Genomic DNA, 26017 nt, shown 5'->3' with positions numbered 1-26017 from the left:
GCCGGCGTAGAAACCGGCACCTGCAACGGCGACTCCCCGCTCAGACCCCCCGGTCCAGCAACAGCACAGCCACATCGTCCGCCAGCTCGCCCCCATTGAGGTCCCGAACCTCATTGACGGCGGCCCGCAGCAGCGCCTCCCCCTGCAGCCCCTCAGACAGCTGCCGGCGCACCATCTCCACCATGCCGTCCTGACCGAGCCGCTCCCGGCCCTCGCCGACCCGACCCTCGATCAAGCCGTCGGTGTAGAGCATCAGACTCCACTCCGCACCCAGCTTCACCTCCATCCGCGGCCACCGTGCACCGGGCAGCAGACCGAGCGCGGGCCCGTTGTTGTCGTACGGCAACAGCTGCGCCGGCCGCCCGGGCCGGGCAAGCAGCGGCGACGGATGCCCCGCGAGACACAGCCCCGCCCGCCGTCCGTCCGGCGCGATATCCACCGTGCACAGCGTCGCGAAGATCTCCTCGTCGGCCCGCTCGTGCTCCAGGACCTGCTGGAGCGTCCCGAGCAGAGCGTCTCCGCACAGCCCGGCCAGCGTCAGCGCCCGCCAGGCGATGCGCAGCTCCACACCGAGCGCGGCCTCGTCGGGCCCATGCCCGCAGACGTCGCCGATCATGGCGTGCACGGTGCCGTCGGAGGTGCGCACGACGTCGTAGAAGTCCCCACCGAGCAGGGCACGCGAACGCCCCGGACGGTAGCGCGCGGCGAACCGCAGCGACGAACCCTCCAGTAGCGGCGTCGGCAGCAGACCGCGCTCCAGGCGGCGGTTCTCCTGCGCCCGCATCCGGCCCTCGGCAAGCCGTCGCTCGGCCGTGTCGGAACGTTTCCTCTCCACCGCGTACCGGATCGCGCGGCTCAGCAGCCGCCCGTCCAGTTCGTCCCGGAAGAGGTAGTCCTGGGCGCCGACGCGCACGGCCTCCGCGGCGCGCTCGGCGTCGCCGGAGGCGGTGAGCGCGAGGACGGCATGCCGGGGCGCGAGCTCCAGGACGTGCTTGAGCACGCCCAGCTCGTCGTCGGCGGCCCGGCCGGGCGCCGGCAGCGCGAGGTCCAGCAGGATGCAGTGGACGTCGTCGGTGAGCAGCCGCTCGGCCTCGGTGAGGTTGCGGGCGGTGCGCACACGGATCGGCTTGCCGGCCGAGTCGAGCAGCTCGGGCACGAGTGCGGAGCCGCCGGGATCGTCCTCGATCAGCAGCAGCGTCAGGTTGGTGTGGGCGGTGTTCTCGACCGTCTCTTCCTTACGCGGGGCCTCTTCCTTGGAGGTGCCGCCTGGGGGCGCGGCCGGTGCCTGACCACTCTCCACGGCCGGGATGGCTCTCTGCCGCGGTATGGGTAGGGGCATCGTCTTGAGTTCCTTCCCTCCCCCCGAGGGCTGGTGGGAACGAGGGACCTCGATCCACCGACGGGGACCATAGCGGTAGTCGGCGCCGCAACGGAATGGTGTGAGCCACCCTGCACCGACACCGGCCACTGTCATATGCCGCGTTCCCTACCGCAGTTGGACAGGCCGACGGGAAGGCGAGGATGACGAACGTCACGCCCGCGCCGGGTTTGGGGAGGGAAGTGACGTGGGGTGGGTCACGTGGCGAGGGTCACGACCCGGCTGCCACAAGACCCCCTGAATCATCACGCATCGGGCCGAACCACCCCGAGGATCGGCATCGAGCCGGCCCCCGCGACCGTCACCGTCCGCCCCGGGCGCGGGGCGTGGATGATGGCGCCGTCGCCGACGTACAGGGCGACGTGGCTGGCGTCGTCGTTGTAGATGATGAGGTCGCCGGGCCGCATGTCCTCGATGTCGATGCGCTTCAGCTGCTTCCACTGCTCCTGTGAGGTCCGCGGAATGCCGCTCCCGGCGCTCGCCCACGCCTGTGACGTCAGGCCGGAACAGTCGTACGTCTTCGGGCCCTCGGCGCCCCATTCGTACGGTTTGCCCAGCTGGGCCGTGGCGTACTCGACGGCCTTGCGCCCTTGCTCCGAGGCTTTGCTGTCGAGGTCCTTCAGGATGCCGGAGTCCAGCCAGGCGGTCTGCGCCCGGTAGGCGGCCTCTCGCTCCAGCTCGGCGAGGCGCTCCTTCTCCGCCTTCTCCAGCCGGGACTCGAGCTGTTCGGCCGCCTTGATCTGCTTCTCGACCTTCTTCTGGGCGGCGGCCTTGGCCTTGCGGCCCGCCTCCAGCTTGTGCCACTGGGCTGAGGCGTCCCGGGCGTAGAGCTCCAAGTCCTCCTGGATGCGGGTCATTTCGGCCAGCATCCCCTTGGTGGCGCGCTGACCCTGCAGCACCCGGCCCGTCCCGTCGAGGAACGCCTGCGGGTCGTCACTGAGCATCAGCTTCGCCTCGTCGGGCAGCCCGCCCGAGCGGTACTGCGCGGCTGCCGCGTCACCCGCCCGTTTCTTCAACTCGGCGAGCTTCTCCTGGCCTTTGACGATCCTCTTGGCCAGCGCGACGATCTCGGCGGACTGCTTCTCGGCCGCCTCCTCGGCGGCGTTGTACTCGTCGGTGGCGACGGCCGCGGCGTGGTAGAGCTTCTCGAGCTTCTGGCGGACCTCCTCAAGGTCCTTGCTCGTCACGGCGGTCGAGGACGGGGAACTGGGTGACGGGGTGGGTGTGGGTGCCGCGAATGCCGTGCCTGGTGCCGCCAGTACGGTGACCGCACAGACGACGATCACGGCCGATGCGACCAGGCCGCGCTTGCCCGAGCCCATACCTGTTGCCCCCAAACTGATGTCCCGTCAGTAACTTACGAGCGTCCGGGGGATCGTGCCACGACAGCGCGCAAAGTGACAGAGGTCTGCTTCCCCCCTTTCCCTCCCCGTCATGACGGTCTCCCCGTCTTTGTGACGAACGACTCGTGGAGATCGTTCCCCGCAGGACTCACCTCCGCGGTGCCAACGCCTCCCACCGCACCGTCACTTCACCCTGCCGCCACCGCCCCGGCCCGTCCGTCACCGGCCAGTCGCCCGCGAGGTCCCGCACCGCCCGGATCCAGCGCTGACGTGCGCCGTACGACGCGTAGGGCGCGGCGGCGGCCCAGGCACGGTCGAAGTCACGCAGGAACGCGTGCACGGCCTCCCCGGGAACATTGCGGTGAATCAGCGCCTTCGGCAGCCGCTCGGCGAGATCCGACGGCCGCTCCAGCGAGCCCAGCCGCGTCGCGAAGGTCACCGTCCGCGGCCCCTCGGGCCCGAGCGCGACCCATACGTGCCGGCGCCCGATCTCGTCACAGGTCCCCTCGACGAGCAGCCCGCCCCGCGCCCCCGAGGCCGGATCGGCCGGCGCGAGCCGCGCACACAGCCGCTCCCAGACCCCGGCGACCTCGCCCTCCTCGTACTGCCGCAGCACGTTCGCCGCACGCACCAGCACCGGCCGCTGCGGGAGGGGAATCTCGAACCCCCCGTGCCGAAAGACGAGCCCCTCGCGCTCATAAGCCTTGGCGGCGGCGACCCGAGCCGGTTCGATCTCCACACCGACCACACGCGCGCGGGGCGCCACGGTACGCAGCCGCCCGAGCAACTCCACCGCGGTCCACGGAGCGGCCCCGTACCCAAGATCGACCGCGACAGGATCGGCGGCCCGCCGGAGCTCGCCCCCGTGTACATGGGCGATCCAGCGATCCATGCGGCGCAGCCGATTGGGGTTGGTGGTCCCGCGCGTAACGGTGCCCACGGGCCGGGCAGAGGCACGGGATGTCATGCATACGAGGGTAAGCGGCCGTTCTGACCGTTTGGGCCGTGCCACCCGCACTGGCGCAACGGCGAGCAGGGGACGTGCCGGGGGGTGTCCGCCCGCAGTGTCGGGCGTCAAGAAACAGCACCTCCAGGCCCCCGCCAACCGCCCGACCGAGGACGGACACCCCCCGGCGCGGCCCCGACCCCCGACGAACGACCAGTGCGCAAACGCGCACCCCCACCGAACCCGCACGGGCCGTCGCAGGCATCTCAGGCAACGCACCCAAGCCCCGAACAGTTGAGCGACCCGCGGTAATGCCTCGGCAAAAACCACCCCGCCCGGAATGGGAATGCCTCCCTCCGCTGTTGCACCCCCTTGGAGGGCGCCCGCACCCTCCGTCCGGCATGCCCGCAGCCAAGGAGGAACGCCACGTGAGCCACTACGTCAGCAGGCTCGGGCGTCGCTCCCCGGCGACCCACCCCCGGCTCCGCCTCCCGCACCGCCGCCCCCGCCGCGTCGCCATGCTCTCCGTGCACACCTCCCCGCTCCACCAGCCCGGCACCGGCGACGCCGGCGGCATGAACGTCTACATCGTGGAGCTCGCGCAGCGCCTCGCCGCGATCAACATCGAGGTGGAGATCTTCACGCGCACGACGGCCACGGGCCTCCCCCCGACCGTCGAACTCGCCCCCGGAGTCCTCGTCCGCCACATCGACGCGGGCCCCTACGAGGGCCTCAACAAGGAGGACCTCCCCGCCCAGCTGTGCGCCTTCACGCACGGCGTGATGCAGGCCTGGGCCGGCCACCGCCCCGGCTACTACGACCTGGTCCACTCCCACTACTGGCTCTCCGGCCACGTCGGCTGGCTGGCGGCCCAGCGCTGGGGCGCCCCCTTGGTGCACGCCATGCACACCATGGCCAAGGTCAAGAACGCCAACCTGGCCGACGGCGACACCCCCGAACCCGCCGCCCGCGTCATCGGCGAGACCCAGATCGTCGCGGCCGCCGACCGCCTCATCGCCAACACGGACGAAGAGGCGGACGAACTCGTACGGCACTACGCGGCCGCCCCCGACAAGGTCGCCGTAGTGCACCCCGGCGTGAACCTCACCCGCTTCTCGCCCGCCGACGGCCGAGCCGCCGCCCGCGCCCGCCTCGACCTCCCGCAGGATGCCCTGATCCCCCTGTTCGCGGGCCGCATCCAGCCCCTCAAGGCCCCCGACGTCCTCCTGCGCGCGGTGGCCGTCCTCCTGGACGAGCGCCCCGAGCTTCGCTCCCGCATCCTCGTCCCGGTCGTGGGCGGCCCCAGCGGCAGCGGCCTCGCCAAGCCCGAGGGCCTGCAGAAGCTGGCCGCCCGCCTGGGCATCGCGGATGTCGTACGGTTCCGCCCGCCAGTCGGCCAGGAGCAGCTCGCGGACTGGTTCCGGGCGGCGTCGCTGCTGGTCATGCCGTCGTACAGCGAGTCGTTCGGGCTGGTGGCGATCGAGGCGCAGGCGGCGGGTACACCGGTTCTCGCGGCAGCGGTGGGCGGCCTCCCGGTGGCCGTACGGGACGGCCGTACCGGCTTCCTGGTGCAGGGCCACAACCCGGCCGACTACGCGCGCGTGCTGCGCGCCTTCGCCGACGACCCGCACCTGTCCCCACGGATGGGCGAGGCCGCGGCCCGGCACGCCCAGTCCTTCGGCTGGGACGCGGCGGCGGCCGCCACGGCGGACGTCTACGTCGCCGCGACCCAGGCCCACAGGCGTCACGTACGCTCCCACCATGGGTGACGCACGGATGACTGACGCACACAAGACGGCGCAGGTCGTCGAGGGAGCCCTGAAGGACGCCGAGCTGGAGTGGGAGAGCCCCGCCCCCGGCACCTACGTCGTCAAGCTCCCCGGCACGCGCAAACTGTCGACGACCGTCTCCCTGATTGTCGGCCGCCACTCCCTGTCGCTGAACGCCTTCGTCATCCGCCACCCCGACGAGAACGAACCCGGCGTCCACCGCTGGCTCCTGGAGCGCAACCTCAAGCTGTACGGCGTGAGTTACGCGGTCGACCGGCTCGGCGACATCTACGTCACCGCCAAGCTCGCGCTCGCCGCCGTCACCGCCGACGAGATCGACCGTCTCCTCGGCCAGGTCCTGGAAGCGGCGGACGGCGCCTTCAACACCCTCCTGGAGCTGGGCTTCGCGTCCGCGATCCGCAAGGAGTACGAGTGGCGTGTCGCGCGCGGCGAGTCGACGCGAAACCTGGACGCGTTCACTCATCTGACCCAGCGCCCCGCCAACTGAACTCAGGCCCGTAGTAGGTCCGTACCAGGCCCGCGTCAGGTCCGTACTAAGCAACCCCCGCACACCCCCTTCCCCGTGCAGGGCTCCCGTGGCATGCTCACCGGCCAACGCACTTCTGAACGTCGTTCACATCCATGAAGAGCCGCATGGAAGGACGTACGGACATGGGCAACGCGCATCAAGGCATGGCGAGACGGAGTCTCCTCCTCGGTGCCACAGCGGCGGCCGCCACCACGCTCACCGGAGCACCCGCCCTCGCCGCCGCTCCCCAAACCCCCTCACTCTGGCGCGAGTTCACCCGCGCCCCCTTCACCCACCCCCAGATCCCCTACGTCGGCCGGGCCGGCCACCGCGGCGGAGCCCTCCGCTTCCCCCTCCGCCCGGTCGTCGCCGACGTCCGCGACTTCGGTGCCGTGGCGGACGGTACGACCGACTCGGCCCCGGCGATCAACCGTGCCATCGCCGCCGCCGGAAGGGCCGGCGGCGGCACGGTCACCCTGCCGCCCGGCACGTTCCGCATCGACGACGTGATCCGCGTCGGCCACTCGAACGTGGTCCTCCGCGGCGCCGGCAGCACCCGTACGACGCTCCACGCGACGAAGAACCTCACCGAGCTGATCGGCGCGTACGGTTCCCGCTACGGCGGCGACAAGTCGTCCTGGTCCTGGGCGGGCGGCCTGATCTGGCTGGCTCCCGAGGCCCGCTGGAACTCCCTCGTGGCCGCGATCAGGGCGAAGAACTGGCCCTTCGAGGGCTGGACGGGCAACCGCCGTGACGAGTGGCGCCCGCTCACACCGGTCGACCCGGCACGACAGGGCTCCTGGACGGTGACCGTCCCGAACCCCTCGCCGCTGCGCCCCGGCGCCCTGGTCCTCCTCCGCCTCGCCGACGACGCCGACCACACCCTCCTGGAGCACATGTGTGGCGGCGGCCCGGGCCCCGAGGCCTACACCTGGGACGACAAGACGAAACTGACGTCGTACGTCCCCTGCGAATGGCCGGTCCGCATCACTCGCGTCCACGGCCGCGAGATCACCCTGGAACGCCCGCTCCCGCTCGACATCCGCCCGGAATGGGACCCCCAACTGACCACCCACGCCACCGAGTTGACCGGCTCGGGCGTCGAGGGCCTGACCCTTGAGGCGACGGAGACCTCACAACAACCCCACCTCCTCGACAAGGGACACAACGGCGTCGTCTTCCAATGCGCCTACGACTGCTGGGCGCACGACGTGACGGTCCGCCACGTCGACAACGGCTTCGGCCTGGTGGCGGCCTCCGCCTGCACGCTCCGCCACACGCGCGTGGCGGGCCGTGGCACCCACCACCCCTACTTCTGCCGCGAGGGCTCGCACGACAACCTGATCGAGGACTTCACGATCGAGGCCCGCACCACCCCGGCCCCCTCGAACACCCAGCTCCACGGCATCAACGTCGAGGGCCTGTCCTCCCACAACGTCTGGTCACGCGGGGACATGCGGATGGGCACCTTCGACAGCCACCGTGGTCTGCCCTTCGCCAACGTCCGCACCGACATCACGGTCCACAACAACGGCCGCCATGGCGGCGACGCGAGCGCGGGCCCGCTGTTCGGCGCACGCTTCACGCACTGGAACGTCCGGGTCACGAACGGCCGCGCGGGCATGATCCGCCTCGACGGCCTGGCACCGTACTCCGCCACCGTCGGCATCGACGAGGTCACGGAGTTCGACCAGATCGACGTACCGGACTTCGCGGGCGACCTCCACTCACGCCTGGAGCTGTACGGCACCACGGACGTCGTACGCCCGCGCAATCTGTACGACGCTCAGCGCGCGCTGTTCCGATAGCGCCCCGGTGGCACGCCCACCAGCTTCCGGAAGTGGCGGGTGAGATGGGACTGGTCGTAGAAGCCGGTCGCGACGGCCACCTCGGCCGGCGACCGGCCCGCCAGGAGCAGCCGGCGGGCGCGGTCGACGCGGCGGGACATCAGGTACTGGTGCGGGGCGATGCCGTACGCCGTGCTGAACGACCGTACGAGATGGGCGGGATGGGCCTCGACGAGTGCCGCGGCCTCGTCGAGGGCGATGCCCTGGACCACCCGCTCGTCGAGGAGTTCACGCAGCCGCCCGGCGAGCGCGGGGTCGCGGCGCGGGATGTCGGTGACGCTCCTGGGCCGCAGGTGGGCGCGCAGCCGGTCGCCGATGAGGGTCAGCCGGCTGTCCGCCTCCAGTTCGTCGCCGGGGTGCGCGAGGGCGGCGTGCAACTGGCCGACGCGCAGCCGCAGCACCGGGTCGCGGAGGTCGGGGGAGTCCACGGCCGGACCGATGAGATCGTCGCCCAGCCGGGTGCTGTCCAGGTACAGGACGCGCTTGCGGAAGCCGTGCGGGGTGGCGGGGGAGCCGTTGTGCGGGACGTGCGGCGGGAGGAGGGACACCGTGTCGTGCGGGGTGCCGTGCTCGTGCCGGTCGAGGTCGTAGCGCACGGCGCCGTCGTCGACGATGAGCAGCGTCCAGGCCTCGTGGACGTGCATCGGGTACGCGTACTCGGTGAAGTGGGCGTGGAAGACCTCGGTGACGCCCGGGACGGAGGGGCGCCACGCGGAGACTTCCTGGCGATTCCGGGCGGCGGCCATGCAAAGAACGTACAAGACGGAGGCGTACGGCGGCCGCCAGTCTCGCCGTATGAACGACACGAGCGACGCGACCGCCACGACCACCGCGATCACCACGACCGCCACCGCTGCGGAACCCGTCCGCTTCGACACCAAGATCGCCGTCCTGCTGCGCGAGGACCTGGAGACCTGGCAGCGCCTGAACGTCACCGCGTTCCTGGTCAGCGGCCTGGCAACGCAGCTCCCCGAGGTGATCGGCGAGCCGTACGAGGACGCGGACGGGGTGGGCTACCTGCCGATGTTCCGCCAGCCGGTCCTGGTCTTCGAGGGCACGAAGGAGATGCTGACGACGGCCCACGCGCGCGTGCTGTCCCGAGCCCTCCCGCGCGCGGTCTTCACCTCCGACCTCTTCACCACCGGCAACGACCGCGACAACCGGGCGGCCGTGCGGGCGGTGTCGACGGGGGAGCTGGATCTGGTGGGGCTGGCGGTGTACGGGCCGCGGAACGCGGTGGACAAGGTGATGAAGGGGGCGCGGATGCACCCCTGAGTCCGTGCGGCCGGCGGTCCGGTCAGGCCGTGCTGACCTCGGACTTCGCGTCGACGGGCGCCCCGGCCGCGGCCGGGGTCTCGGCGGGCAGCCGCCGCATGAGGACGCCGTACCCGACCGCCGCCACCGTCCCGACGACCGCGCACAGCCCCCACAGCCACTCCGCACCGAACCGGTCGATGACGAAGCCGGACACGAGGGGAGCGACCAGGGCCGCCACCGACCAGGACAGGGTGTACATGCCCTGGTAGCGGCCGCGTCCCTGAGTGGGGGAGAGGCGGACGACGAGCCCGGTCTGGGTGGGCGCGTTCAGCATCTCGCCGAGCGTCCACACGCACACGGTCAGCGCGAAGACGCCGACCGACCCGGCGAACGCGGTGAGCCCGAAGCCGTACCCGGCGAGCAGGGACGACACGATGAGGATCCGCCCGGTGTCGCGCCGCTCGATGAACCGAGTGACCGGGATCTGCAGGGCGACGATCAGGACGCCGTTGACGGCGATGGCGAGACCGTAGTCGGCGGGTGAGAATCCCGCGCCGCCCATGGCGACCGGCAGCCCGACCGAGCCCTGCTGGAAGATGAAGGCGACGAGGAAGGACAGCCCGACGACGCTCATGAAGCGCCCGTCGCGCAGGACGTGGCCGAGCCGGACCTCCTCGCCGGCCGCCTCCTCCGCCTTCGTGCGCCGGGGCCGTGACTCCGGCAGCTTGACGAACACCACGACCGCGCAGACGGCCGTCATCCCCGCCTCGATCAGGAACCCGGCGAGATAGCTGACCTCGGCGATGAAACCGGCGGCCATGGAGGAGACGGCGAACCCGAGGTTGATCGCCCAGTAGTTGAGCGAGAAGGCCCGCACCCGGTCCTCGGGCCGCACGATGTCGGCCATCATCGCCTGCACGGCGGGCCGGGAGGCGTTGGAGGCGGCGCCGACGACGAGGGCGACGGCGGCGATGGCGACGGGGTGGTGCACGAAGCCGAGCGCGGCCACGGACACGGCGGTGGAGGCCTGGGCGATGAGCAGCGTGGGCCGCCGGCCGATCCGGTCGGTCATGACGCCGGCCCCGATCGACGAGATGACGCCGCCGAGGCCGTGCAGCGAGGCGACGAGACCGGCGTAGGAGGCGGAGTAGCCGCGGTCGATCGTGAGGTACAGCGCCATGAAAGTGGCCACGAAGGCCCCGAGCCGGTTCACCAGTGTGCTGGTCCACAGCCACCAGAACTCGCGGGGGAGCCCGGAGACGCTCTCGCGGGTGGCACGTCTCAGACCGGCGATGGACACAGCGGATCCCCCACGGAACGGCTACAGCTACGGATACGGCGACGACTACGGCGACGGCTTCTGCTTCGGCGACGGCTTCGGCTTCGGCTTCGGTTACGACCACGGATGTAAGAACCTCAACCGGCATCCGCAACTTACAATTACGCCCGCCCGGGAGGCCACCGGATTAACAGATCCCGTCAACCGTCCGCCCTTCGGGCGCGGGGCGCACCCGGCCAAAGCCTTCGATTACGCTCGGACGCATGGCCGACGCACCGTACAAGCTGATCCTCCTCCGCCACGGCGAGAGCGAATGGAACGCGAAGAACCTGTTCACCGGCTGGGTGGACGTCAACCTCAACGAGAAGGGCGAGAAGGAGGCGGTCCGCGGTGGCGAACTCCTGAAGGACGCCGATCTCCTCCCCGACGTGGTCCACACGTCCCTCCAGAAGCGCGCGATCCGCACGGCGCAGCTGGCCCTCGAGGCCGCCGACCGCCACTGGATCCCGGTCCACCGCAGCTGGCGCCTGAACGAGCGCCACTACGGCGCCCTCCAGGGCAAGGACAAGGCACAGACCCTCGCCGAGTTCGGCGAGGAGCAGTTCATGCTGTGGCGCCGCTCGTACGACACCCCGCCGCCCGAGCTCGAGGACGGCACGGAGTTCTCCCAGTCCGCCGACCCCCGCTACGCGACGATCCCCCCGGAGCTGCGCCCGCGCACGGAGTGCCTGAAGGACGTCGTCGTCCGCATGCTCCCGTACTGGTACGACGGCATCGTCCCCGACCTCCTGTCCGGCCGCACGGTCCTGGTAGCCGCCCACGGCAACTCGCTCCGCGCCCTGGTCAAGCACCTCGACGGCATCTCCGACGCCGACATCGCCGGCCTGAACATCCCCACGGGCATCCCGCTCTACTACGAGCTCGACGCCGACTTCAAGCCGGTGACGCCGGGGGGTAAGTACCTGGACCCGGAGGCGGCTGCGGCTGCCATTGAGGCGGTCAAGAACCAGGGGAAGAAGAAGTAAGACGGAACGATCAAGCCCCCTACCTGCAGGTTCTGTGCTGGTAGGGGGCTTGTTGCTGTGCCGGGGCCGTCTCTGGGCCCGTCGTGGTCAGATGCGGCGGATACTCACCCGGACCGCCACGACGAACACCAGCGGAAAGACGCGCCTGGAGCGAGCCGACCAAGTGGTGGCTGCCATCCTGGGCGACGGCTGGGCGTACGCGCTGCGGACGACGAAGTGGACTGGAAGGTTCCAGATATTTGACGCCTCGTGCACTGCTCCTTAGGCATGCGCCTAAGACGGCGGAGCGCGCTGCCGCGGACCTCGGCCACGTTCTCGCACCACTCGCCGACTCGGTACGCCTCCCACATCCGGCGCTCTTGCGGGGTCCATCCGCCCGGCGGGTCGTCCTGCGCCACCGCAGCATCCCCTCCCAGCGCCCGTACAACGGCGATCCGAGCAGTTGTTCGCTACCCGACAGCCGACCGGGCCATACCCGCGCGCCGCCGGCTGCCCCGGGCGGGAGCGGGGCGATCGAGGTGCCTGGGATAACGTCCCTCCCACGCCGGATCAGTGAGGGGGACGTCGTGCAGGTTCAGGTGCGTGGGCAGGGTGCCCGCCGGTGGATCACGTTCGGGGCGATCGCGTTCGGAGCGCTTTTCCTGGTCGTGGGGCTGGTCCTCGCGGGGGTGTCGGTCGCGTTCCTGGCGGATGCGGAGCGTGCCCAGGGCACCGTGGTGTCCCTGGAGTGGCGGAGCGACCACAGCAGCGCATCGCGCAAGAAGCGGACGGACGACAAGCCCGTGGCGTACCCGGTGGTCGAGTACACGTCCGCCCAGGGCACGCCCAGGACGTTCCGTAGCTCCACGGGTTCCAATCCGCCGTCGTACGAGGTGGGTGAGCGCGTCGAGGTGCTGTACCGCGCCGATTCCCCCGACGAAGCGCGGATCAACGGGTTCGCTTCGCTGTGGCTGCTGCCGCTGATCTTCGGTGGGATCGGTCTGGTGATCGCGGGGATCGGGACGGCCGTTGCCTTGGCGGGGCGGCGGCGTTCGTAGCCGTCTCGGAAGGGCGGCCAGGTGGCGGCCCGGCGCGGCGACAGGGCAGGACGGCCCTAGGACGGCCCTCCCGAACGGGGCGAGTGGTGGGATCACGGCGGGAAGCTCGGGCCCACATGCCGAGCCTCCTACCTGCGTCGCCGCAGATAGGAGGCTCCCTGCTGCTCTGTGATTGGCGCCGGCCCGTCAGCCCTCGGCCGGCGGCGTCCTACGCCCGGTGGCGTCCTACGCCCGACCCTGCATCTCGGCGTCCGCCACCGCGATCGTGATGCCCAGGGCCTTGGCGATGTTGCCGGCCGCCGTCATGACGCGGGCGGTGCCCACGACGGGGGCGATGGCGACGAGGACGTCCTGGACCTGCTCGGCGGTCATGCCGGCCTGGATGGCGGGGTCGATATGGGCGACGTAGGAGATCGGCGGGGCGTCCGACGCGGCGAGGGCCGCTATGCGGGTGAGCATGAAGGTCTCGGGGCGTAGCCCGCACCGCTCGACCGAGTCCACCGTCATCGCGGCGATGGTGTCCAGCACCGGGGTTTCAGAGGCTGTGGCCATGGGAGGTCGTCTCCTGTCGGTGTCGTGAAGGGATTCGACCGGCGCCGACAAGCGAGAACCCCCACTCGCCGCAGCGCCGCCTACCGCTCGACCGTAAGTCCGTCTCCCGCGGATCGCCTGTTGAAGGGAACCCCGAGGAGCGTCGTCCGGGTCATCGGGCTCCTCAGGACTTCAGGACTCCCGACTCCGGCCGCGCCCTCACCTCTGCCTGCGCTCCCACCTCGCGCAGGACCGTGACGGCTGCCTCGGCGTCTTCCTGCGGGACGCTGTCGAGAATCACGGCGGGTAGCTGCGTTGCCAGGACCTTGCTTCGCCAGAGGCTCAGCCCGGTCAGCCGGCGCACGGCCCGGGCCACGTCCAGCACGCGGATTCCGGGATCGGTCAGCACGACGTCATGAGGCACGTCGTCGCACACCAACAAGAAGTACTCGTCCGCCATCGCAGCCCCCTCCCTCCGGCCGGAGCCTACGTGCTACCCAGGCCTGCGAGTGCGCTGTCGTACCCGGCTGACAAACTGGCCCCTGTTCATGGGGACTTCGGGCGGGGGCGGAGGCGGAGACACGATGAGCAGGCGGGCCAAGGGATGGCTGGTCGGTGGTTGGCTTGTGCTGGTTGTTGCCGGATGGTCGGTCACCGAGTCGATGAACGACGGGATCGAGCCGACGTCGGGGCCGCGGCCGGGGCCGTCGTCGTCCGCTTCCCTCGTCAAGTGTGCGGCGCCGACGCCGACGCCGAACAAGGTGCCGACCAAGATGCCGACGTATACGCCGATACCGCCGCCGGCCGGCGTAGAGGGCTCCGACCTCACTGACTACCACGTTGACGCGACACCCGATCTCGTCGCCACAGCGATCGCCTGCAAGGCAGCGGATTAGCGGCATCCCCTGCCTGCGACGTACCAGGCAGGGGATCAAAGGCGGCGGCAGCGCCACTCTCCGCAGCCCCGCAGCGCCGCGACATCGCACCTCACACCGTCAGCGGCACCGAATGGATCTCGTCCGGCACCCCGCCGCCCCCGCGTTCGTGGGCACGCTTGACCGCATCGGCCGAAGGGCCCTCGCTGAGGCAGTAGACCGTGCCGGACTCCGGGTCCGCCCAGGCGTGTTCGAAGTGGACTCCTTCTTCCGCCTCGACCGCGGCGGTGGCGTCGTGACCCTGTTGCAGCTGTTGGGCAGTGATGCCCTGCATTCCGTGGTGGACGTCCATGAACCGTGTCACGGGCCTCACACCTCCTTCCCGACGCGTCCCGTACTCCCTCCTGGTACTCAGCGACTTCCCGCGTCCTCAGATCGACAGCGGAACCGGATGGATCTCGTCGGCCTTGTGCCCGGCGCGCTCGTGGATGCGCTGGACCGCTTCGGCCGAGGGAGCCTCGGAGAGGCAGTAGACGACGCCGGACTCGGGGTCTGCCCAGGCCCGCTCGAAGTGCACGCGCTCGTCCTTCTCTATGGCGAGGTCGGCGTTGTGGGCCTCGCGCAGCTGGTCGGCCGTGACGCCCTTCATGTTGTGGTGTACGTCCATGAACTGAGCCATGCCTCGCACCTCCTTCCGCTTCCCGGGTGTGCTCACCTGCTCTCCTTCCATACTGCGCCCGCCCGACACGGCAGGCGAGGCGCACCCGAAGCACCCAAGGCCGCGCGCACAGCGAAGGGCCCCGGCGCCTCCACAGCGCCGGGGCCCTTCACCGTCGTACGAGATCTACGCACCCTCACCCGCACTGGCAAGGGTTCCCCGACTGGCACCCGCACCCGCAGCCGGAGCCGCAGCCGCAGGCGCCGAAGAGCGGGAGGCTCCTGATGTCGGCGGGCTGGTCCGTCGGGCGTGACCGCGTGGGGTCGGGTGTCGTGCCGGGCGTGCTGGGGGATTCGGCCATGGTCCCTCCTCGAGGCTGGTGCCTGTGCCCATTCCATGCCCGCCCCGCTGGGCGCATCAACGGCGCACAGAGGCTTGCACACACCTCGAACAGACCCCCGCCGGACCCCGCAAGCCCGCGTACGAGCCCACCGGACCGGCACGTCACAAGCCCCGTGCCCCACGCCCTGCCCCGACCGAGACCCTCGGACCGGGCCCCCGGGCCCGGACACTCCCGCCCCGGACACCCCCGCAGGGCTTACGCCCCCTCCGCCCCCGACACCGACTGGATCTCCGGCTGGATGTCGGCCTGGAGCTCGTCCGCGTGCTCACCCGTCACCAGGTAGACCACGCGCTTCGCCACCGCCACCGCGTGGTCGGCGTACCGCTCGTAGTAACGGCCGAGCAGCGTCACGTCCACGGCCGTCTCGATGCCGTGCTTCCAGCGCTCGTCCATCAGGTGCTGAAAGAGCGTGCGGTGCAGGAGGTCCATCGCGTCGTCGTCCTGCTCCAGCTGGAGCGCGAGGTCGACGTCCTTGGTGACGAGCACCTCGGCCGCCTTCGCCATCAGGCGCTGCGCGAGCTGGCCCATCTCCAGGATGGTCGCGTGCAGGTCCTGGGGGATGGCGCGCTCGGGGTAGCGCAGCCGCGTGAGCTTGGCCACGTGCTGGGCCAGGTCGCCCGACCGCTCCAGGTCCGCGGACATCCGCAGCGACGTCACGACGATACGGAGATCCGTCGCCACCGGCTGCTGGCGGGCGAGCAGCGCTATGGCCCGCGCCTCCAGGTCGTGCTGAAGATCGTCGACCTTCTGGTCGGCCTCGATCACGCTTTCGGCCAGCTTCAGGTCGGAGTCGAGGATGGCGGTCGTCGCGCGCCCGATCGCCGACCCGACCATCCGGGCCATCTCCACCAGGCTGTCGCCGATCGAGTCCAGTTCCTCGTGGTACGCGTCCCGCATCAGGGGTCCCTCTCTTACGTCTGCCTCGGGGGTTCCGGGGGCCAGGAGACTGCCGTCGACCGCCGGCCTATCCGCTTCGTTGTCCTCAAACCAGTCAAACCGTCGAGCGGACAGTCTGACGGTCATGACCTCCGACAGTAAGACTGTCCCGAAAACGCCAGTCGGACTGTCGTGAAACCGCCAGTGTGATCTCCACGCTAAACCGCCAGGGCGAACCCGACGCTCCCACGATCCGGCGCCCACGCGTCCGTTTCCGCCACCCCAAATGAACCAATACTGGCTCCAAGGTGAACTCTGGGCGACGAGTGTTCGAGCTCGCACTCCGACGGCTGTGGCCACCGGCTGCGCCATGCCTAACCTGGGTGCATGGACGTGAACGCGGCGGTCGCCGCAGCGGCAGCGATCGCCGGGGTGCTTACCGGCGTCATCGCCATGCTGGCGTTCCGCTGGAGCGAACGCGACCTGAAGCGACCCACCCGAACCTCTCTGCACACCGACCCGGTCCTGCCGCCCGGCGTGGACACGGTCCTGTCGGTGCTGCGCTCCTCGGCCGTCGTCCTCGACGAGGGAGACGCCGTCGTCAAGGCCAGCTCGGCGGCGTACGCCCTCGGTCTGGTGCGCGGTGGCAAGCTCTCCGTCGAGCCCATGCTCCAGATGGCCCGGGACACCAGACGTGACGGCGAGATACGGCAGGTCGAGCTGGACCTGCCCCGGCGCGGCACCGGACGCGGCGAGGCCCTCGCCGTGTCGGCCCGGGTCGCGCCCCTCGGCTCCCGCCTGGTCCTCCTCCTCGTCGAGGACCTCACCGAGGCCCGGCGCATAGAGGCGGTGCGGCGCGACTTCGTCGCCAACGTGAGTCATGAGCTGAAGACGCCGGTCGGTGCGCTCTCCCTGCTGTCCGAGGCCGTCATGGACGCCTCCGACGACCCCGAGGCCGTGGAGCGCTTCGCCGGGCGTATGCAGATCGAGGCCACCCGGCTCACCAACCTGGTGCAGGAGCTCATCGACCTCTCCCGGGTGCAGAACGACGACCCGCTGGAGGACGCCGAGCCCGTCCGCGTCGACGAACTCGTCGCCGAGGCCATGGACCGCTGCCGGCACGCCGCCGGCACGAAGCAGATCACCATGGCCGCCGGGGGCACCGAGGACCTCACCATGTGGGGCAACCGCGGCCAGCTCGCCGCCGCGCTCGGCAACCTCGTCGAGAACGCCGTCAACTACTCGCCCGCCCGCACCCGCGTCGGCATCGCCGCCCGCCGGATCACCGCCCCGGGCGGGGACCTCATCGAGATCGCCGTCACCGACCAGGGCATCGGCATCTCGGACAAGGACAAGGAGCGCATCTTCGAGCGCTTCTACCGCGTCGACCCGGCCCGTTCCCGTGCCACCGGTGGCACCGGCCTCGGTCTCGCGATCGTCAAGCACGTGGCCGCCTCGCACAGCGGGGAGGTCACGGTGTGGAGCTCCGAGGGACAGGGCTCCACCTTCACCCTCCGGCTGCCGGAGGCTGGTGCGGCCCGTGACCGCGCACAACAGCACCCCGATCTCGACGACGAGGACGGGCAACCCGCACCACCCGATACCCCCACTTCCCCTGACTCACCCGCGTACGAAACGCTTTCCGCCCCGGAGGTCCTTCCGTGACCCGAGTGCTTGTCGTCGAGGACGAGGAGTCCTTCTCCGACGCCCTGTCGTACATGCTCCGCAAGGAGGGCTTCGAGGTCGCCGTCGCGACCACCGGGCCCGACGGACTCGACGAGTTCGAGCGCAACGGCGCCGACCTCGTCCTCCTCGACCTGATGCTGCCCGGCCTGCCGGGCACCGAGGTCTGCCGCCAGCTGCGCGGCCGCTCCAACGTCCCCGTCATCATGGTGACCGCCAAGGACAGCGAGATCGACAAGGTGGTCGGCCTGGAAATAGGAGCCGATGACTACGTCACCAAGCCGTTCTCCTCGCGCGAGCTGGTCGCCCGTATCCGGGCCGTCCTGCGCCGCCGCGGCGAGCCCGAGGAGGTCACCCCGGCCGCGCTGGAGGCCGGTCCCGTCCGCATGGACGTGGACCGTCACGTGGTCACGGTCTCCGGCTCCAAGGTCGACCTCCCCCTCAAGGAGTTCGACCTCCTGGAGATGCTCCTGCGCAACGCCGGCCGCGTCCTGACCCGCATGCAGCTCATCGACCGCGTCTGGGGCGCCGACTACGTCGGTGACACCAAGACCCTCGACGTGCACGTCAAGCGCCTGCGCGCCAAGATCGAGCCGGACCCGGGCGCGCCGCGGTACCTGGTGACGGTGCGTGGCCTCGGCTACAAGTTCGAGCCGTAAAGAGCAGCAGCCGCGGCAGCGGCCGTAACGACGAAGGGCGGGGCCCCGGATTTCCGGGGCCCCGCCCTTTTTCTGCGGCTGTGGAGCCTACGGCTGTGGAGAGGCCGTACGACCGCTCAGTGACCGGCCGTCGTGTGCGAGGCGCTGTCGGACGGGCTCGCCGCGCCGCCCGCGTTCGTGCCGGCCTCGGTTCCGCCGCCGGCCGCGGCGCCGTCCGTCGGCGTCGCGCTCGCGGACGCCTCGTCGGTCGAGGTGCCCCCGGCCGGGGACCCGGTCGGCGAGCCGCTCGGGGTCGTCTTGCCCGGCGCCGCCGGGACCGCGCTCGGGCCCCAGCCCTCGAAGAAGCTCTCGGACGGGACGACGAAGGCGCGCAGGCTCACGTCACCGGTCTTGCTGAAGGTGAAGGTGATCTTCTGCGCGTTGCCGTCCTGGATCGCCTCGCGGCTGCTGGGCAGCGTGGCGGAGGCGTTGTCCTTGCCGCCGAGGATCAGCGAGCCGCCGGCCGGGATGGTCAGGCTGCCGCCCTTGGCGGGCTTGAGCGCGGCGGTCTTGTCGGTGCCGTCCACCTTGATCGCGTCCAGCGTCTGGGCGGTCCGGCCGGAGTTGAACAGGGTCGCGGAGATCGCGGCCGGGCCGGTCGACTCCAGGTCGGGCTGGGTGATGACGATGGCGTTCTGGATCTTGATGTCGCCCACGGTGGTCGCCGCGTTGTCCGGCTTGATCTCCAGCGTCTGGCTGTTGTTGCCGGCGGCGCACGCACCGAGCGACGTGATCGAGAACGCGATGGCGGCCGCGGCGAGGGCGCCGCGTCGAAGGCTGCTGCTCACGGCGGCGGCAACTCCTTGACTCGAACGGGGCGGGCGAATAAAGCCGCCCTAAGTGTCTGTCAGCGGCCTTAGGTTACCGAGCCGTTCCCGCGCGACCGCACCCGACCCTCCCCTGAGCGGCCGCAGTACCTCTTCGGGCGTCTTCGGACCCTCTTCGGAGCCCTTCATGATCCGTCCCGTCACCCCCAAGTGACCCGCGAGTCGGATTGCCCCGCGCACCCCGTCCGCCATTCACATAAGTCCCTCGCAAGACGCCGCGCAAAATTTCCGTGAAGGAATGCACGACCTTCCCGGAATTGATCACCGAGAGTGCTGCCGACCTGGGTCGTGATCAATTCCGGATTCGTCCGGTACCCGACTCCGGACGTCGAACGGAGTAGCGGAAGTCGCACACTTGGAACCGGACATATGTGGATGTTCGACCACTTGGAGGTGCCTCCGGATGTGCGTAACGTGCGCGTTTCACCTCGCCCGCAGAGCCGCTCCGACCTGCGAATACCTGCTTCCGATCGGCCCGCGAAGCACGTTCCTGTCGGAGTTGTCAAGCCCCGAGATATGCCCTGACCTGCGAAAACGCCATTCAGAACCCGCAGTTTCCGTGTTACCCTGGATAGCCACGGAAGGGGTACCTGTCACATGACGTTCAAGGTTGGCGACACCGTGGTCTATCCCCATCACGGGGCCGCGCTGATCGAGGCCATCGAAACTCGCCAGATCAAAGGCGTGGACAAGACCTACTTGGTGCTGAAGGTCGCCCAGGGTGACCTGACGGTACGTGTGCCAGCGGACAATGCGGAGTTCGTCGGCGTGCGTGATGTGGTCGGTCAGGACGGGCTGGACCGGGTCTTCGAGGTGCTGCGCGCGCCGTACGCCGAGGAGCCCACGAACTGGTCGCGTCGATACAAGGCAAATCTGGAGAAGCTCGCCTCCGGCGATGTCATCAAGGTCGCGGAAGTCGTGCGTGACCTGTGGCGTCGTGAGCGCGAGCGTGGACTCTCCGCCGGTGAGAAGCGCATGCTCGCCAAGGCCCGCCAGATCCTGGTGAGCGAGCTGGCTCTCGCGGAGAACACCAACGAGGACAAGGCCGAGGCCCTGCTCGACGAGGTTCTCGCGTCCTGACGCGGTCCGTCCGCCTCAGTTCAGCACTGTGCTGAATCATTAAAAGAAGTGCCGCGGTGCCCGATGACGTATTTCCTGTCGCCGGGCGCTGCGGCATGTTCGTACTCGGACGCCGTACGCGGGTTCACCCTCGGGGGAAGATTCCCCCGATACTTGGCGTGCCGGGCCCGGGCAGCAGGCTCGACCGGCGTCACGGAAGGGTCCGGTCAAGGCGTCGCGCCCGGCACGCTGAGGCCATACCCACGTAGGCCGAGCACACAAACCTGACAGGAACCGATGTCTGACGATTCGCGTCCTTTGCCCGCGGAAGTCCGCACAGCCGTCGTGATCCCGGCCGCCGGCCGGGGCGTACGTCTCGGCCCGGGCGCCCCCAAGGCGCTCCGCGCGCTGAACGGCACGCCCATGCTCATCCACGCCGTGCGCGCGATGGCCGCCTCCCGCGCCGTCTCCCTCGTGGTCGTCGTGGCCCCGCCCGACGGCGCCCCCGAGGTCAAGAGCCTCCTCGACGCGCACGCGCTGCCCGAGCGCACCGACTTCCTGGTGGTCCCCGGCGGGGAGTCCCGCCAGGAGTCCGTCAAGCTCGGCCTGGACGCGTTGCCGCCGGACTACGACATCGTCCTGGTGCACGACGCGGCGCGCCCGCTGGTCCCGGTGGACACGGTCGACGCGGTGATCGAGGCGGTACGGGACGGTGCTCCGGCCGTCGTGCCCGCGCTGCCGCTCGCGGACACCGTCAAGGAGGTCGAGCCGGCCACGACCACGGGAGAGCCCGAACCGGTGGTGGCCACCCCGGAACGCGCCCGCCTCCGTGCCGTACAGACCCCGCAGGGCTTCGACCGCGCCACGCTGATCCGTGCGCACGAGACGGTGACCGACGACGTCACCGACGACGCGAGCATGGTCGAGCAGCTCGGGCTGACGGTCGTGGTCGTCCCCGGCCACGAGGAGGCCTTCAAGGTCACCCGCCCACTGGACCTGGTCCTGGCCGAGGCGGTCCTGGCACGCCGGAGGCTGAACGATGGCTTCTGAGGCGCAGGGGACGCCGGGGGCGGAGAACGTGGGGATGCCGCTCCCGCAGGTCGGCATCGGCACCGACATCCACGCCTTCGAGGAGGGCCGCGAGCTGTGGTGCGCGGGCCTGAAGTGGGAGGGCGAAGGGCCGGGTCTCGCCGGCCACTCCGACGCGGACGTCGTCGCACACGCCGCGTGCAACGCCCTGTTCTCCGCGGCCGGCCTCGGCGACCTGGGCCAGCACTTCGGTACCGGGCGCCCCGAGTGGTCGGGCGCCTCCGGCGTCGTACTCCTCACCGAGGCGGCCCGCATCGTGCGCGAGGCGGGCTTCCGGATCGGCAACATCGCGGTCCAGGTCGTCGGCCCCCGCCCCAAGATCGGCAAGCGGCGCGACGAGGCCCAGAAGATCCTCTCGGAGGCGGCCGGAGCCCCGGTTTCCGTATCCGGCGCCACGACCGACGGCCTCGGCTTCCCGGGCCGCGGCGAGGGACTGATGGCAGTCGCGACGGCGCTGGTGGTGCGGGCCGGCTGAGGAGGGCCGGGGAAACCCGGCCACCCACCATGCCCACCGCCGACAACGGCCAAACAACACTGAGGCGACAGCAAACCGCCCTTGCGCGCCGGGCACTGCCGTCCGCCCACTACCCTGGTGTCGTGACGATTCGCCTGTACGACACCAGCGCCCGGCAGATCCGTGACTTCACCCCGCTCCAGCCGGGCTGTGTCTCGATCTACCTCTGTGGCGCCACCGTGCAGGCCGCGCCGCACATCGGGCACATCCGCTCGGGGCTCAACTTCGACATCATGCGCCGCTGGTTCGCCTACCGCGGCTATGACGTGACGTTCATCCGGAACGTCACGGACATCGACGACAAGATCATCGCCAAGTCCGTCGACCAGAACCGCCCCTGGTGGTCCATCGGCTACGAGAACGAGCGCGCCTTCACCGACGGCTACACCGCCCTCGGCTGCCTCCCGCCGACCTACGAGCCCCGCGCCACCGGCCATGTCACCGAGATGGTCGAGATGATGCGCGGCCTCATCGAGCGCGGACACGCCTACGAGGCGGACGGCAGCATCTACTTCGACGTCCGGTCCTGGCCCTCCTACCTGGAGCTGTCCCGGCAGGACCTCGACGAGATGCGCCAGCCCGCCGAGGAGGGCATCACCGGCAAGCGGGACCCGCGCGACTTCGCGATGTGGAAGGCCGCCAAGCCCGGCGAGCCCGACTGGGAGACGCCGTGGGGCCGGGGCCGTCCGGGCTGGCACCTGGAGTGCTCGGCGATGGCGCACAAGTACCTGGGCTCCGCCTTCGACATCCACGGCGGCGGCCTCGACCTGATCTTCCCGCACCACGAGAACGAGATCGCCCAGGCCAAGGCCTACGGCGACGACTTCGCCCAGTACTGGGTGCACAACGCCTGGGTCACCATGAGCGGCGAGAAGATGTCGAAGTCGCTCGGCAACAGCGTGCTCGTGTCCGAGATGGTCAAGCAGTGGCGCCCGATCGTCCTGCGCTACTACCTGGGCACCCCGCACTACCGCTCCACCATCGAGTACAGCGAGGAGGCCCTGCGCGAGGCCGAGTCGGGGTTCGCGCGCATCGAGGGCTTCGTGCAGCGCGTGGTGGAGAAGGCGGGCGTCGTCGAGCCGTCCGCCGAGGTCCCGCTCGCCTTCGCCGAGGCGATGGACGACGACCTGGGCGTCCCGCAGGCGCTGGCCGTCGTGCACACCACGGTCCGCCAGGGCAACAGCGCACTGGCCGCCGACGACAAGGAAGCCGCGGTGGCCCGCCTCGCCGAGGTGCGCGCCATGCTCGGCGTCCTGGGCCTGGACCCGCTCGACCCGCACTGGGCCGGCGAGACCGACCGCGGCGAGGATCTGCACGGCGTGGTCGACACCCTGGTCCGCATGGTCCTCGACCAGCGCGAGGCGGCCCGTTCCCGCAAGGACTGGGCCACCGCGGACGCCATCCGCGACCAGCTCAACCAGTCGGGCCTGGCCATCGAGGACAGCCCACAGGGCCCGCGCTGGACCCTCGGCCCCCTCTGACGGAGCCGGTGCTCGGGAAGATCGATTGTGCCGCCCGGCCCTCCGGGCGGCACACTGCATAGACGTACGTACGAACGCTTCACGACAGACAGGTAGGTCATGGCCGCGAACAACCGCCGCATGTCCGGCAAGAAGGGCGCGCAGGTCGGCAGTGGCGGCCAGCGGCGCAAGGGCCTCGAGGGCAAGGGCCCGACCCCGCCCGCCGAGATGCGCAAGGGACACAAGAAGAACCGCATCGCCAACGCCAAGGCGAAGCAGACGGTACGCCGTCCCGCGCCCCGTGGCCGCGGCGGCAAGGGCACGTCCGAGCTGGTGGTCGGCCGCAACCCGGTGGTCGAGGCCCTGCGCGAGGGCGTCCCGGCTTCGACGCTCTACGTCCAGCAGTTCATCGACAACGACGAGCGCGTCCGCGAGGCTCTCCAGCTCGCCGCCGAGCGCGGCGGCATCAACCTCATGGAGGCCCCGCGCCCCGAGCTGGACCGCATGACGAACGGCCTCAACCACCAGGGCCTCGTCCTCCAGGTCCCGCCGTACGAGTACGCCCACCCCGAGGACCTCGCCAGCGCCGCCTACGACGACGGCGAGGACCCGCTCATCGTCGCCCTCGACGGCGTGACCGACCCGCGCAACCTGGGCGCGGTCGTCCGCTCGGTCTCCGCGTTCGGCGGCCACGGCGTCGTCGTACCCGAGCGCCGAGCCGCCGGCATGACGGCCGGAGCCTGGAAGACCTCGGCCGGCACGGCGGCCCGCACCCCCGTCGCCCGCGCCACGAACCTGACCCGCGCCCTGGAGGCGTACAAGAAGGCGGGCATCGTGGTCGTCGGTCTGGCCGCCGACGGCGAGGCCGAACTCGGCGACCTGGAGGCCCTGGGCGGCCCGGTGGTCATCGTGGTCGGCAGCGAGGGCAAGGGCCTGTCGCGCCTGGTCGGCGAGACGTGCGACTTCCGCGTCCGCATCCCGATGCCGGGCGGGGCCGAGTCGCTCAACGCCGGTGTGGCGGCAGGCATCGTCCTCTACGAGGCGGCTCGCCGACGCGTCTGAACAGACATCCGTGGCGTCACCCGTGCGGGTTAATTCTGGTGAGAGTGGTGCGACCTGCGCATCCTTGACGGGGTCCGGACAGATCGGACCGGTCAAAGCAGTGTCCTAACCACATGTCACTCGGTTAGTTGAGTGTGGACACCAGAACACCCCGCACACCCACGGGGGACCGCTCGTCGGGATACGACGACGCTCCCGCGCTGAGCATGGTGAAGGTGCCGAGCGATCCGGCGCAGATCATCGTCAATCACGCGAGTTTCCGCGTGCTGCTGGGCGCGTCGACCGGGCGCACCAAATCGCTGCGGATCGCACGGCACTTGAGCGCCACCGACGACACCGCCCGCATCCCCGCCGTCAATGCGGCCGGCAGAGCGGGCGCGGCCACCGGCCCCCGCCGCCGGGTCGCCGTCTGGAACGGCACGTCCGCGCCGGACGACACCGGCGCCCACCGCCTGCTCCAGGCCGTGCGGGACGGCAGCGTCCGCCACGGCGACGAACCGGCCCCCGCCGGAGCCACCCAGGTCATCCCACGCGTGGACGTGGGCGGCGGCTATGACATGGGTTACGACGACGAGTTGACGCAGACGGTCGAGACCCCGATCGTCGGCGCGCAACGCACCCACGAGTCGGTGGAGACCCGCCTCCTTCCGAACATGCGCACGGTCGAAAGCGCATACGACGAGGAACTCACCTACGAGGCCGAGGACTTCGACGACGTAGACGAGGCCGACGGCCAGGACGAGACGGGCACGCCACTCAAGCGCCCGGGCGACGACCCGGCCCGACACGCCTACTACCCCGGCCGCCGTATGAACCTCGGCGTCGTCCTCCTCCCGCTCCGCGTCTTCCTCGGCTTCATCTCCATCTACGCCGGCATGGGCAAGCTCTGCGACCCCGTCTACTTCGACGGCGGCAAGCGCGGCTCGATGGTGAAGTGGCTCAACACCCTGCACCCGTGGGAAGTCGCCGAGCCCCTCCGCCAGTTCGCCCTCGAACACCCCGTCGGCTCCGGGCTCGTCATCGCCTTCTTCCAGGTCATCGTGGGTGTCCTCACGGTCCTGGGGTGCTGGCAGCGGGTCGCCGCGGTCGTCGGCGCGCTGCTGTCGGCGGCGCTCCTGGTCACCGTCAGCTGGAAGAGCGTCCCGGTCTACGACGCCCCCGACATCATCTACCTCGCGGCGTGGTCCCCGCTGATCATCGCCGGTGCGCCGGTCTACTCGATCGACGGCCGCCTGGCCGGGATGGCCTGGCGCCGCCTCGGCCCCCGCTCCGACATCTGGGAGCTGCGCAACTACGTCCTTCGCCGCGGCGCGTTGATCACCGCGATCGTCACCGGCCTGACCCTCCTCATCGGCTCGTTGCTCGGCGGTGCGGTCCGCGACGCCGACCGTGTCGTGGTCCCCGGCCCCGGCGAGGCCCCGCGCAACGAACTCCCCGGCTCCCCGCTCCCCGAGCCCGACCAGCGCAGGAAGACGCCGTCCGCCTCCAACTCGCCCACCCAGGGCGCCACGTCGGGAGCGGCCACGCCGTCGGCCGCGACGACGCCGGGTGCCACCAGCGACACGGGTACGACGGGTGCCGGTACGCCCAGCCAGACCCAGGGCACGGCGGGCCAGGCCCCACCCCAGCAGTCCACTCCGGCCGACGAGGCCCCCAGCACCAGCACCGGTCCCACCTCCGGAGGCCCCACCTCGGGCGGCGGCTCCAGCACCGGAGGCTCCACCTCCGGGGAACCGGGCCTGGTAGGCGGCCTGTTGGGGTAAACGGGCCGGTGGACAACCTCCTCGGCAGCCCCTCCACCGGCTGACAGCACCGATATGACGCCGAGCGCGCGAAGACGACGAAGGGCCCTGGACGTGGTGACGTCCGGGG

Annotated in this window: 26 protein-coding genes; 15 read left to right on the top strand and 11 right to left on the bottom strand. The window is 70.6% G+C overall.

Annotation, left to right across the window (positions count from 1 at the left end):
- Positions 1-40 precede the first annotated feature (40 nt).
- The 3 genes from ABD932_RS06295 to ABD932_RS06285 form a co-directional block, all read right to left on the bottom strand.
- On the bottom strand, positions 41-1339 hold the full coding sequence (locus tag ABD932_RS06295) for a PP2C family protein-serine/threonine phosphatase (RefSeq protein ID WP_345009430.1): 1299 nt from the start codon (positions 1337-1339) through the stop codon (positions 41-43).
- Between the two features lie 284 nt (positions 1340-1623).
- On the bottom strand, positions 1624-2700 hold the full coding sequence (locus tag ABD932_RS06290; protein WP_345009428.1) for a C40 family peptidase: 1077 nt from the start codon (positions 2698-2700) through the stop codon (positions 1624-1626).
- Positions 2701-2869: 169 nt separating this feature from the next.
- Entirely contained in the window at positions 2870-3661 is a 792-nt protein-coding gene (locus ABD932_RS06285) for a class I SAM-dependent methyltransferase (protein ID WP_425587414.1), read from the bottom strand.
- Between the two features lie 434 nt (positions 3662-4095).
- On the opposite strand from ABD932_RS06285, the gene mshA reads away from it, so the two are divergent.
- The 3 genes from mshA (at position 4096) to ABD932_RS06270 (ending at position 7773) form a co-directional block, all read left to right on the top strand.
- Positions 4096-5436, top strand: coding sequence for a D-inositol-3-phosphate glycosyltransferase (gene mshA, locus ABD932_RS06280; RefSeq protein WP_345009636.1), 1341 nt, complete (start codon positions 4096-4098; stop codon positions 5434-5436).
- Between the two features lie 7 nt (positions 5437-5443).
- On the top strand, positions 5444-5944 hold the full coding sequence (locus tag ABD932_RS06275) for a type III secretion system chaperone family protein (protein WP_345009424.1): 501 nt from the start codon (positions 5444-5446) through the stop codon (positions 5942-5944).
- A gap of 146 nt (positions 5945-6090) precedes the next feature.
- Positions 6091-7773 carry a glycosyl hydrolase family 28-related protein gene (locus tag ABD932_RS06270; protein WP_345009422.1) on the top strand — a complete coding sequence of 561 codons (1683 nt, stop codon included), beginning with the start codon at positions 6091-6093 and terminating at the stop codon, positions 7771-7773.
- On the opposite strand, the gene ABD932_RS06265 is transcribed toward ABD932_RS06270, so the two are convergent.
- Positions 7752-8558, bottom strand: coding sequence for a helix-turn-helix transcriptional regulator (locus tag ABD932_RS06265; RefSeq protein ID WP_345009420.1), 807 nt, complete (start codon positions 8556-8558; stop codon positions 7752-7754). The genes ABD932_RS06270 and ABD932_RS06265 overlap by 22 nt on opposite strands.
- A 49-nt stretch (positions 8559-8607) precedes the next feature.
- On the opposite strand from ABD932_RS06265, the gene ABD932_RS06260 reads away from it, so the two are divergent.
- A complete protein-coding gene (locus ABD932_RS06260) occupies positions 8608-9087 on the top strand; it encodes a DUF2000 family protein (protein ID WP_345009417.1) in 480 nt (159 codons plus the stop codon).
- A 22-nt stretch (positions 9088-9109) separates the two neighbouring features.
- Here the strand turns inward: ABD932_RS06260 and ABD932_RS06255 are convergent, their stop codons facing one another.
- A complete protein-coding gene (locus ABD932_RS06255) occupies positions 9110-10369 on the bottom strand; it encodes an MDR family MFS transporter (RefSeq protein ID WP_345009415.1) in 1260 nt (419 codons plus the stop codon).
- A 242-nt stretch (positions 10370-10611) separates the two neighbouring features.
- On the opposite strand from ABD932_RS06255, the gene ABD932_RS06250 reads away from it, so the two are divergent.
- Both ABD932_RS06250 and ABD932_RS06245 read left to right on the top strand, forming a co-directional pair.
- Positions 10612-11373, top strand: coding sequence for a phosphoglyceromutase (locus ABD932_RS06250; RefSeq protein ID WP_126393146.1), 762 nt, complete (start codon positions 10612-10614; stop codon positions 11371-11373).
- A gap of 566 nt (positions 11374-11939) precedes the next feature.
- Positions 11940-12410 (top strand): DUF3592 domain-containing protein, encoded by a 471-nt coding sequence (locus tag ABD932_RS06245; RefSeq protein ID WP_345009413.1) that lies wholly within the window; start codon positions 11940-11942, stop codon positions 12408-12410.
- Between the two features lie 225 nt (positions 12411-12635).
- On the opposite strand, the gene ABD932_RS06240 is transcribed toward ABD932_RS06245, so the two are convergent.
- A complete protein-coding gene (locus ABD932_RS06240) occupies positions 12636-12962 on the bottom strand; it encodes a carboxymuconolactone decarboxylase family protein (protein WP_126393144.1) in 327 nt (108 codons plus the stop codon).
- A gap of 163 nt (positions 12963-13125) precedes the next feature.
- Complete coding sequence (locus ABD932_RS06235; RefSeq protein ID WP_345009410.1) at positions 13126-13401, bottom strand: ribosomal protein L7/L12; 276 nt, start codon at positions 13399-13401, stop codon at positions 13126-13128.
- 124 nt (positions 13402-13525) lie between these two features.
- Between ABD932_RS06235 and ABD932_RS06230 the strand changes: the two genes are divergently transcribed.
- Positions 13526-13837, top strand: a complete 312-nt coding sequence (locus ABD932_RS06230) for a hypothetical protein (RefSeq protein WP_345009408.1) — start codon at positions 13526-13528, stop codon at positions 13835-13837.
- Between the two features lie 91 nt (positions 13838-13928).
- Here ABD932_RS06230 and ABD932_RS06225 read toward each other — a convergent pair whose 3' ends face one another.
- The 3 genes from ABD932_RS06225 to phoU all read right to left on the bottom strand — a co-directional run bounded on the left by ABD932_RS06225 (position 13929) and on the right by phoU (position 15774).
- The gene (locus tag ABD932_RS06225; protein ID WP_345009406.1) at positions 13929-14180 is read right to left on the bottom strand and encodes an SCO4226 family nickel-binding protein; all 252 of its coding nucleotides are present in this window, start codon (positions 14178-14180) and stop codon (positions 13929-13931) included.
- A 66-nt stretch (positions 14181-14246) separates the two neighbouring features.
- Positions 14247-14495, bottom strand: coding sequence for an SCO4226 family nickel-binding protein (locus ABD932_RS06220; RefSeq protein ID WP_345009404.1), 249 nt, complete (start codon positions 14493-14495; stop codon positions 14247-14249).
- A gap of 577 nt (positions 14496-15072) precedes the next feature.
- Complete coding sequence (phoU, locus tag ABD932_RS06215; RefSeq protein WP_345009402.1) at positions 15073-15774, bottom strand: phosphate signaling complex protein PhoU; 702 nt, start codon at positions 15772-15774, stop codon at positions 15073-15075.
- 366 nt (positions 15775-16140) lie between these two features.
- Here phoU and phoR point away from each other — a divergent pair, with 366 nt between their 5' ends.
- Positions 16141-17418, top strand: a complete 1278-nt coding sequence (gene phoR, locus ABD932_RS06210; protein ID WP_345009400.1) for a two-component system sensor histidine kinase PhoR — start codon at positions 16141-16143, stop codon at positions 17416-17418.
- 5 nt (positions 17419-17423) lie between these two features.
- On the top strand, positions 17424-18095 hold the full coding sequence (gene phoP, locus ABD932_RS06205; RefSeq protein ID WP_004000192.1) for a two-component system response regulator PhoP: 672 nt from the start codon (positions 17424-17426) through the stop codon (positions 18093-18095).
- A 116-nt stretch (positions 18096-18211) separates the two neighbouring features.
- On the opposite strand, the gene ABD932_RS06200 is transcribed toward phoP, so the two are convergent.
- Positions 18212-18922 carry a copper chaperone PCu(A)C domain-containing protein gene (locus ABD932_RS06200; protein WP_345009398.1) on the bottom strand — a complete coding sequence of 237 codons (711 nt, stop codon included), beginning with the start codon at positions 18920-18922 and terminating at the stop codon, positions 18212-18214.
- 636 nt (positions 18923-19558) lie between these two features.
- Between ABD932_RS06200 and ABD932_RS06195 the strand changes: the two genes are divergently transcribed.
- From ABD932_RS06195 to ABD932_RS06170, 6 genes are all read left to right on the top strand, one after another.
- Positions 19559-20041: a CarD family transcriptional regulator gene (locus tag ABD932_RS06195; RefSeq protein ID WP_003953493.1), complete on the top strand. Its 483-nt coding sequence runs from the start codon at positions 19559-19561 to the stop codon at positions 20039-20041.
- A 276-nt stretch (positions 20042-20317) separates the two neighbouring features.
- Positions 20318-21070: a 2-C-methyl-D-erythritol 4-phosphate cytidylyltransferase gene (gene ispD / locus ABD932_RS06190; RefSeq protein ID WP_345009396.1), complete on the top strand. Its 753-nt coding sequence runs from the start codon at positions 20318-20320 to the stop codon at positions 21068-21070.
- Complete coding sequence (gene ispF, locus ABD932_RS06185; protein ID WP_345009394.1) at positions 21060-21584, top strand: 2-C-methyl-D-erythritol 2,4-cyclodiphosphate synthase; 525 nt, start codon at positions 21060-21062, stop codon at positions 21582-21584. Before ispD ends, ispF begins: the two co-directional genes overlap by 11 nt.
- Before the next feature lie 122 nt (positions 21585-21706).
- Entirely contained in the window at positions 21707-23104 is a 1398-nt protein-coding gene (cysS, locus tag ABD932_RS06180; RefSeq protein WP_345009392.1) for a cysteine--tRNA ligase, read from the top strand.
- 99 nt (positions 23105-23203) lie between these two features.
- The gene (gene rlmB / locus ABD932_RS06175) at positions 23204-24145 is read left to right on the top strand and encodes a 23S rRNA (guanosine(2251)-2'-O)-methyltransferase RlmB (RefSeq protein WP_345009390.1); all 942 of its coding nucleotides are present in this window, start codon (positions 23204-23206) and stop codon (positions 24143-24145) included.
- A 134-nt stretch (positions 24146-24279) separates the two neighbouring features.
- On the top strand, positions 24280-25908 hold the full coding sequence (locus ABD932_RS06170) for a DoxX family protein (protein ID WP_345009634.1): 1629 nt from the start codon (positions 24280-24282) through the stop codon (positions 25906-25908).
- Positions 25909-26017: the final 109 nt, after the last annotated feature.

Source organism: Streptomyces shaanxiensis (genome assembly GCF_039537145.1).
In the GTDB taxonomy this organism is placed as follows: Bacteria; Actinomycetota; Actinomycetes; order Streptomycetales; family Streptomycetaceae; genus Streptomyces; species Streptomyces shaanxiensis.
Note: the sequence above shows the minus strand (reverse complement) of the source record. Positions and strands in the feature narration are given on the sequence as shown.

Coding starts and splice junctions, on each gene's coding strand:
- ABD932_RS06295 (WP_345009430.1), bottom strand. CDS start 1,339: ATGCCCCTACCCATACCGCGGCAGAGAGCCATCCCGGCCGTGGAGAGT.
- ABD932_RS06290 (WP_345009428.1), bottom strand. CDS start 2,700: ATGGGCTCGGGCAAGCGCGGCCTGGTCGCATCGGCCGTGATCGTCGTC.
- ABD932_RS06275 (WP_345009424.1), top strand. CDS start 5,444: ATGACTGACGCACACAAGACGGCGCAGGTCGTCGAGGGAGCCCTGAAG.
- ABD932_RS06270 (WP_345009422.1), top strand. CDS start 6,091: ATGGAAGGACGTACGGACATGGGCAACGCGCATCAAGGCATGGCGAGA.
- ABD932_RS06265 (WP_345009420.1), bottom strand. CDS start 8,558: ATGGCCGCCGCCCGGAATCGCCAGGAAGTCTCCGCGTGGCGCCCCTCC.
- ABD932_RS06260 (WP_345009417.1), top strand. CDS start 8,608: ATGAACGACACGAGCGACGCGACCGCCACGACCACCGCGATCACCACG.
- ABD932_RS06250 (WP_126393146.1), top strand. CDS start 10,612: ATGGCCGACGCACCGTACAAGCTGATCCTCCTCCGCCACGGCGAGAGC.
- ABD932_RS06240 (WP_126393144.1), bottom strand. CDS start 12,962: ATGGCCACAGCCTCTGAAACCCCGGTGCTGGACACCATCGCCGCGATG.
- ABD932_RS06235 (WP_345009410.1), bottom strand. CDS start 13,401: ATGGCGGACGAGTACTTCTTGTTGGTGTGCGACGACGTGCCTCATGAC.
- ABD932_RS06230 (WP_345009408.1), top strand. CDS start 13,526: ATGAGCAGGCGGGCCAAGGGATGGCTGGTCGGTGGTTGGCTTGTGCTG.
- ABD932_RS06220 (WP_345009404.1), bottom strand. CDS start 14,495: ATGGCTCAGTTCATGGACGTACACCACAACATGAAGGGCGTCACGGCC.
- phoU (WP_345009402.1), bottom strand. CDS start 15,774: ATGCGGGACGCGTACCACGAGGAACTGGACTCGATCGGCGACAGCCTG.
- phoR (WP_345009400.1), top strand. CDS start 16,141: ATGGACGTGAACGCGGCGGTCGCCGCAGCGGCAGCGATCGCCGGGGTG.
- ABD932_RS06195 (WP_003953493.1), top strand. CDS start 19,559: ATGACGTTCAAGGTTGGCGACACCGTGGTCTATCCCCATCACGGGGCC.
- ispD (WP_345009396.1), top strand. CDS start 20,318: ATGTCTGACGATTCGCGTCCTTTGCCCGCGGAAGTCCGCACAGCCGTC.
- ispF (WP_345009394.1), top strand. CDS start 21,060: ATGGCTTCTGAGGCGCAGGGGACGCCGGGGGCGGAGAACGTGGGGATG.
- rlmB (WP_345009390.1), top strand. CDS start 23,204: ATGGCCGCGAACAACCGCCGCATGTCCGGCAAGAAGGGCGCGCAGGTC.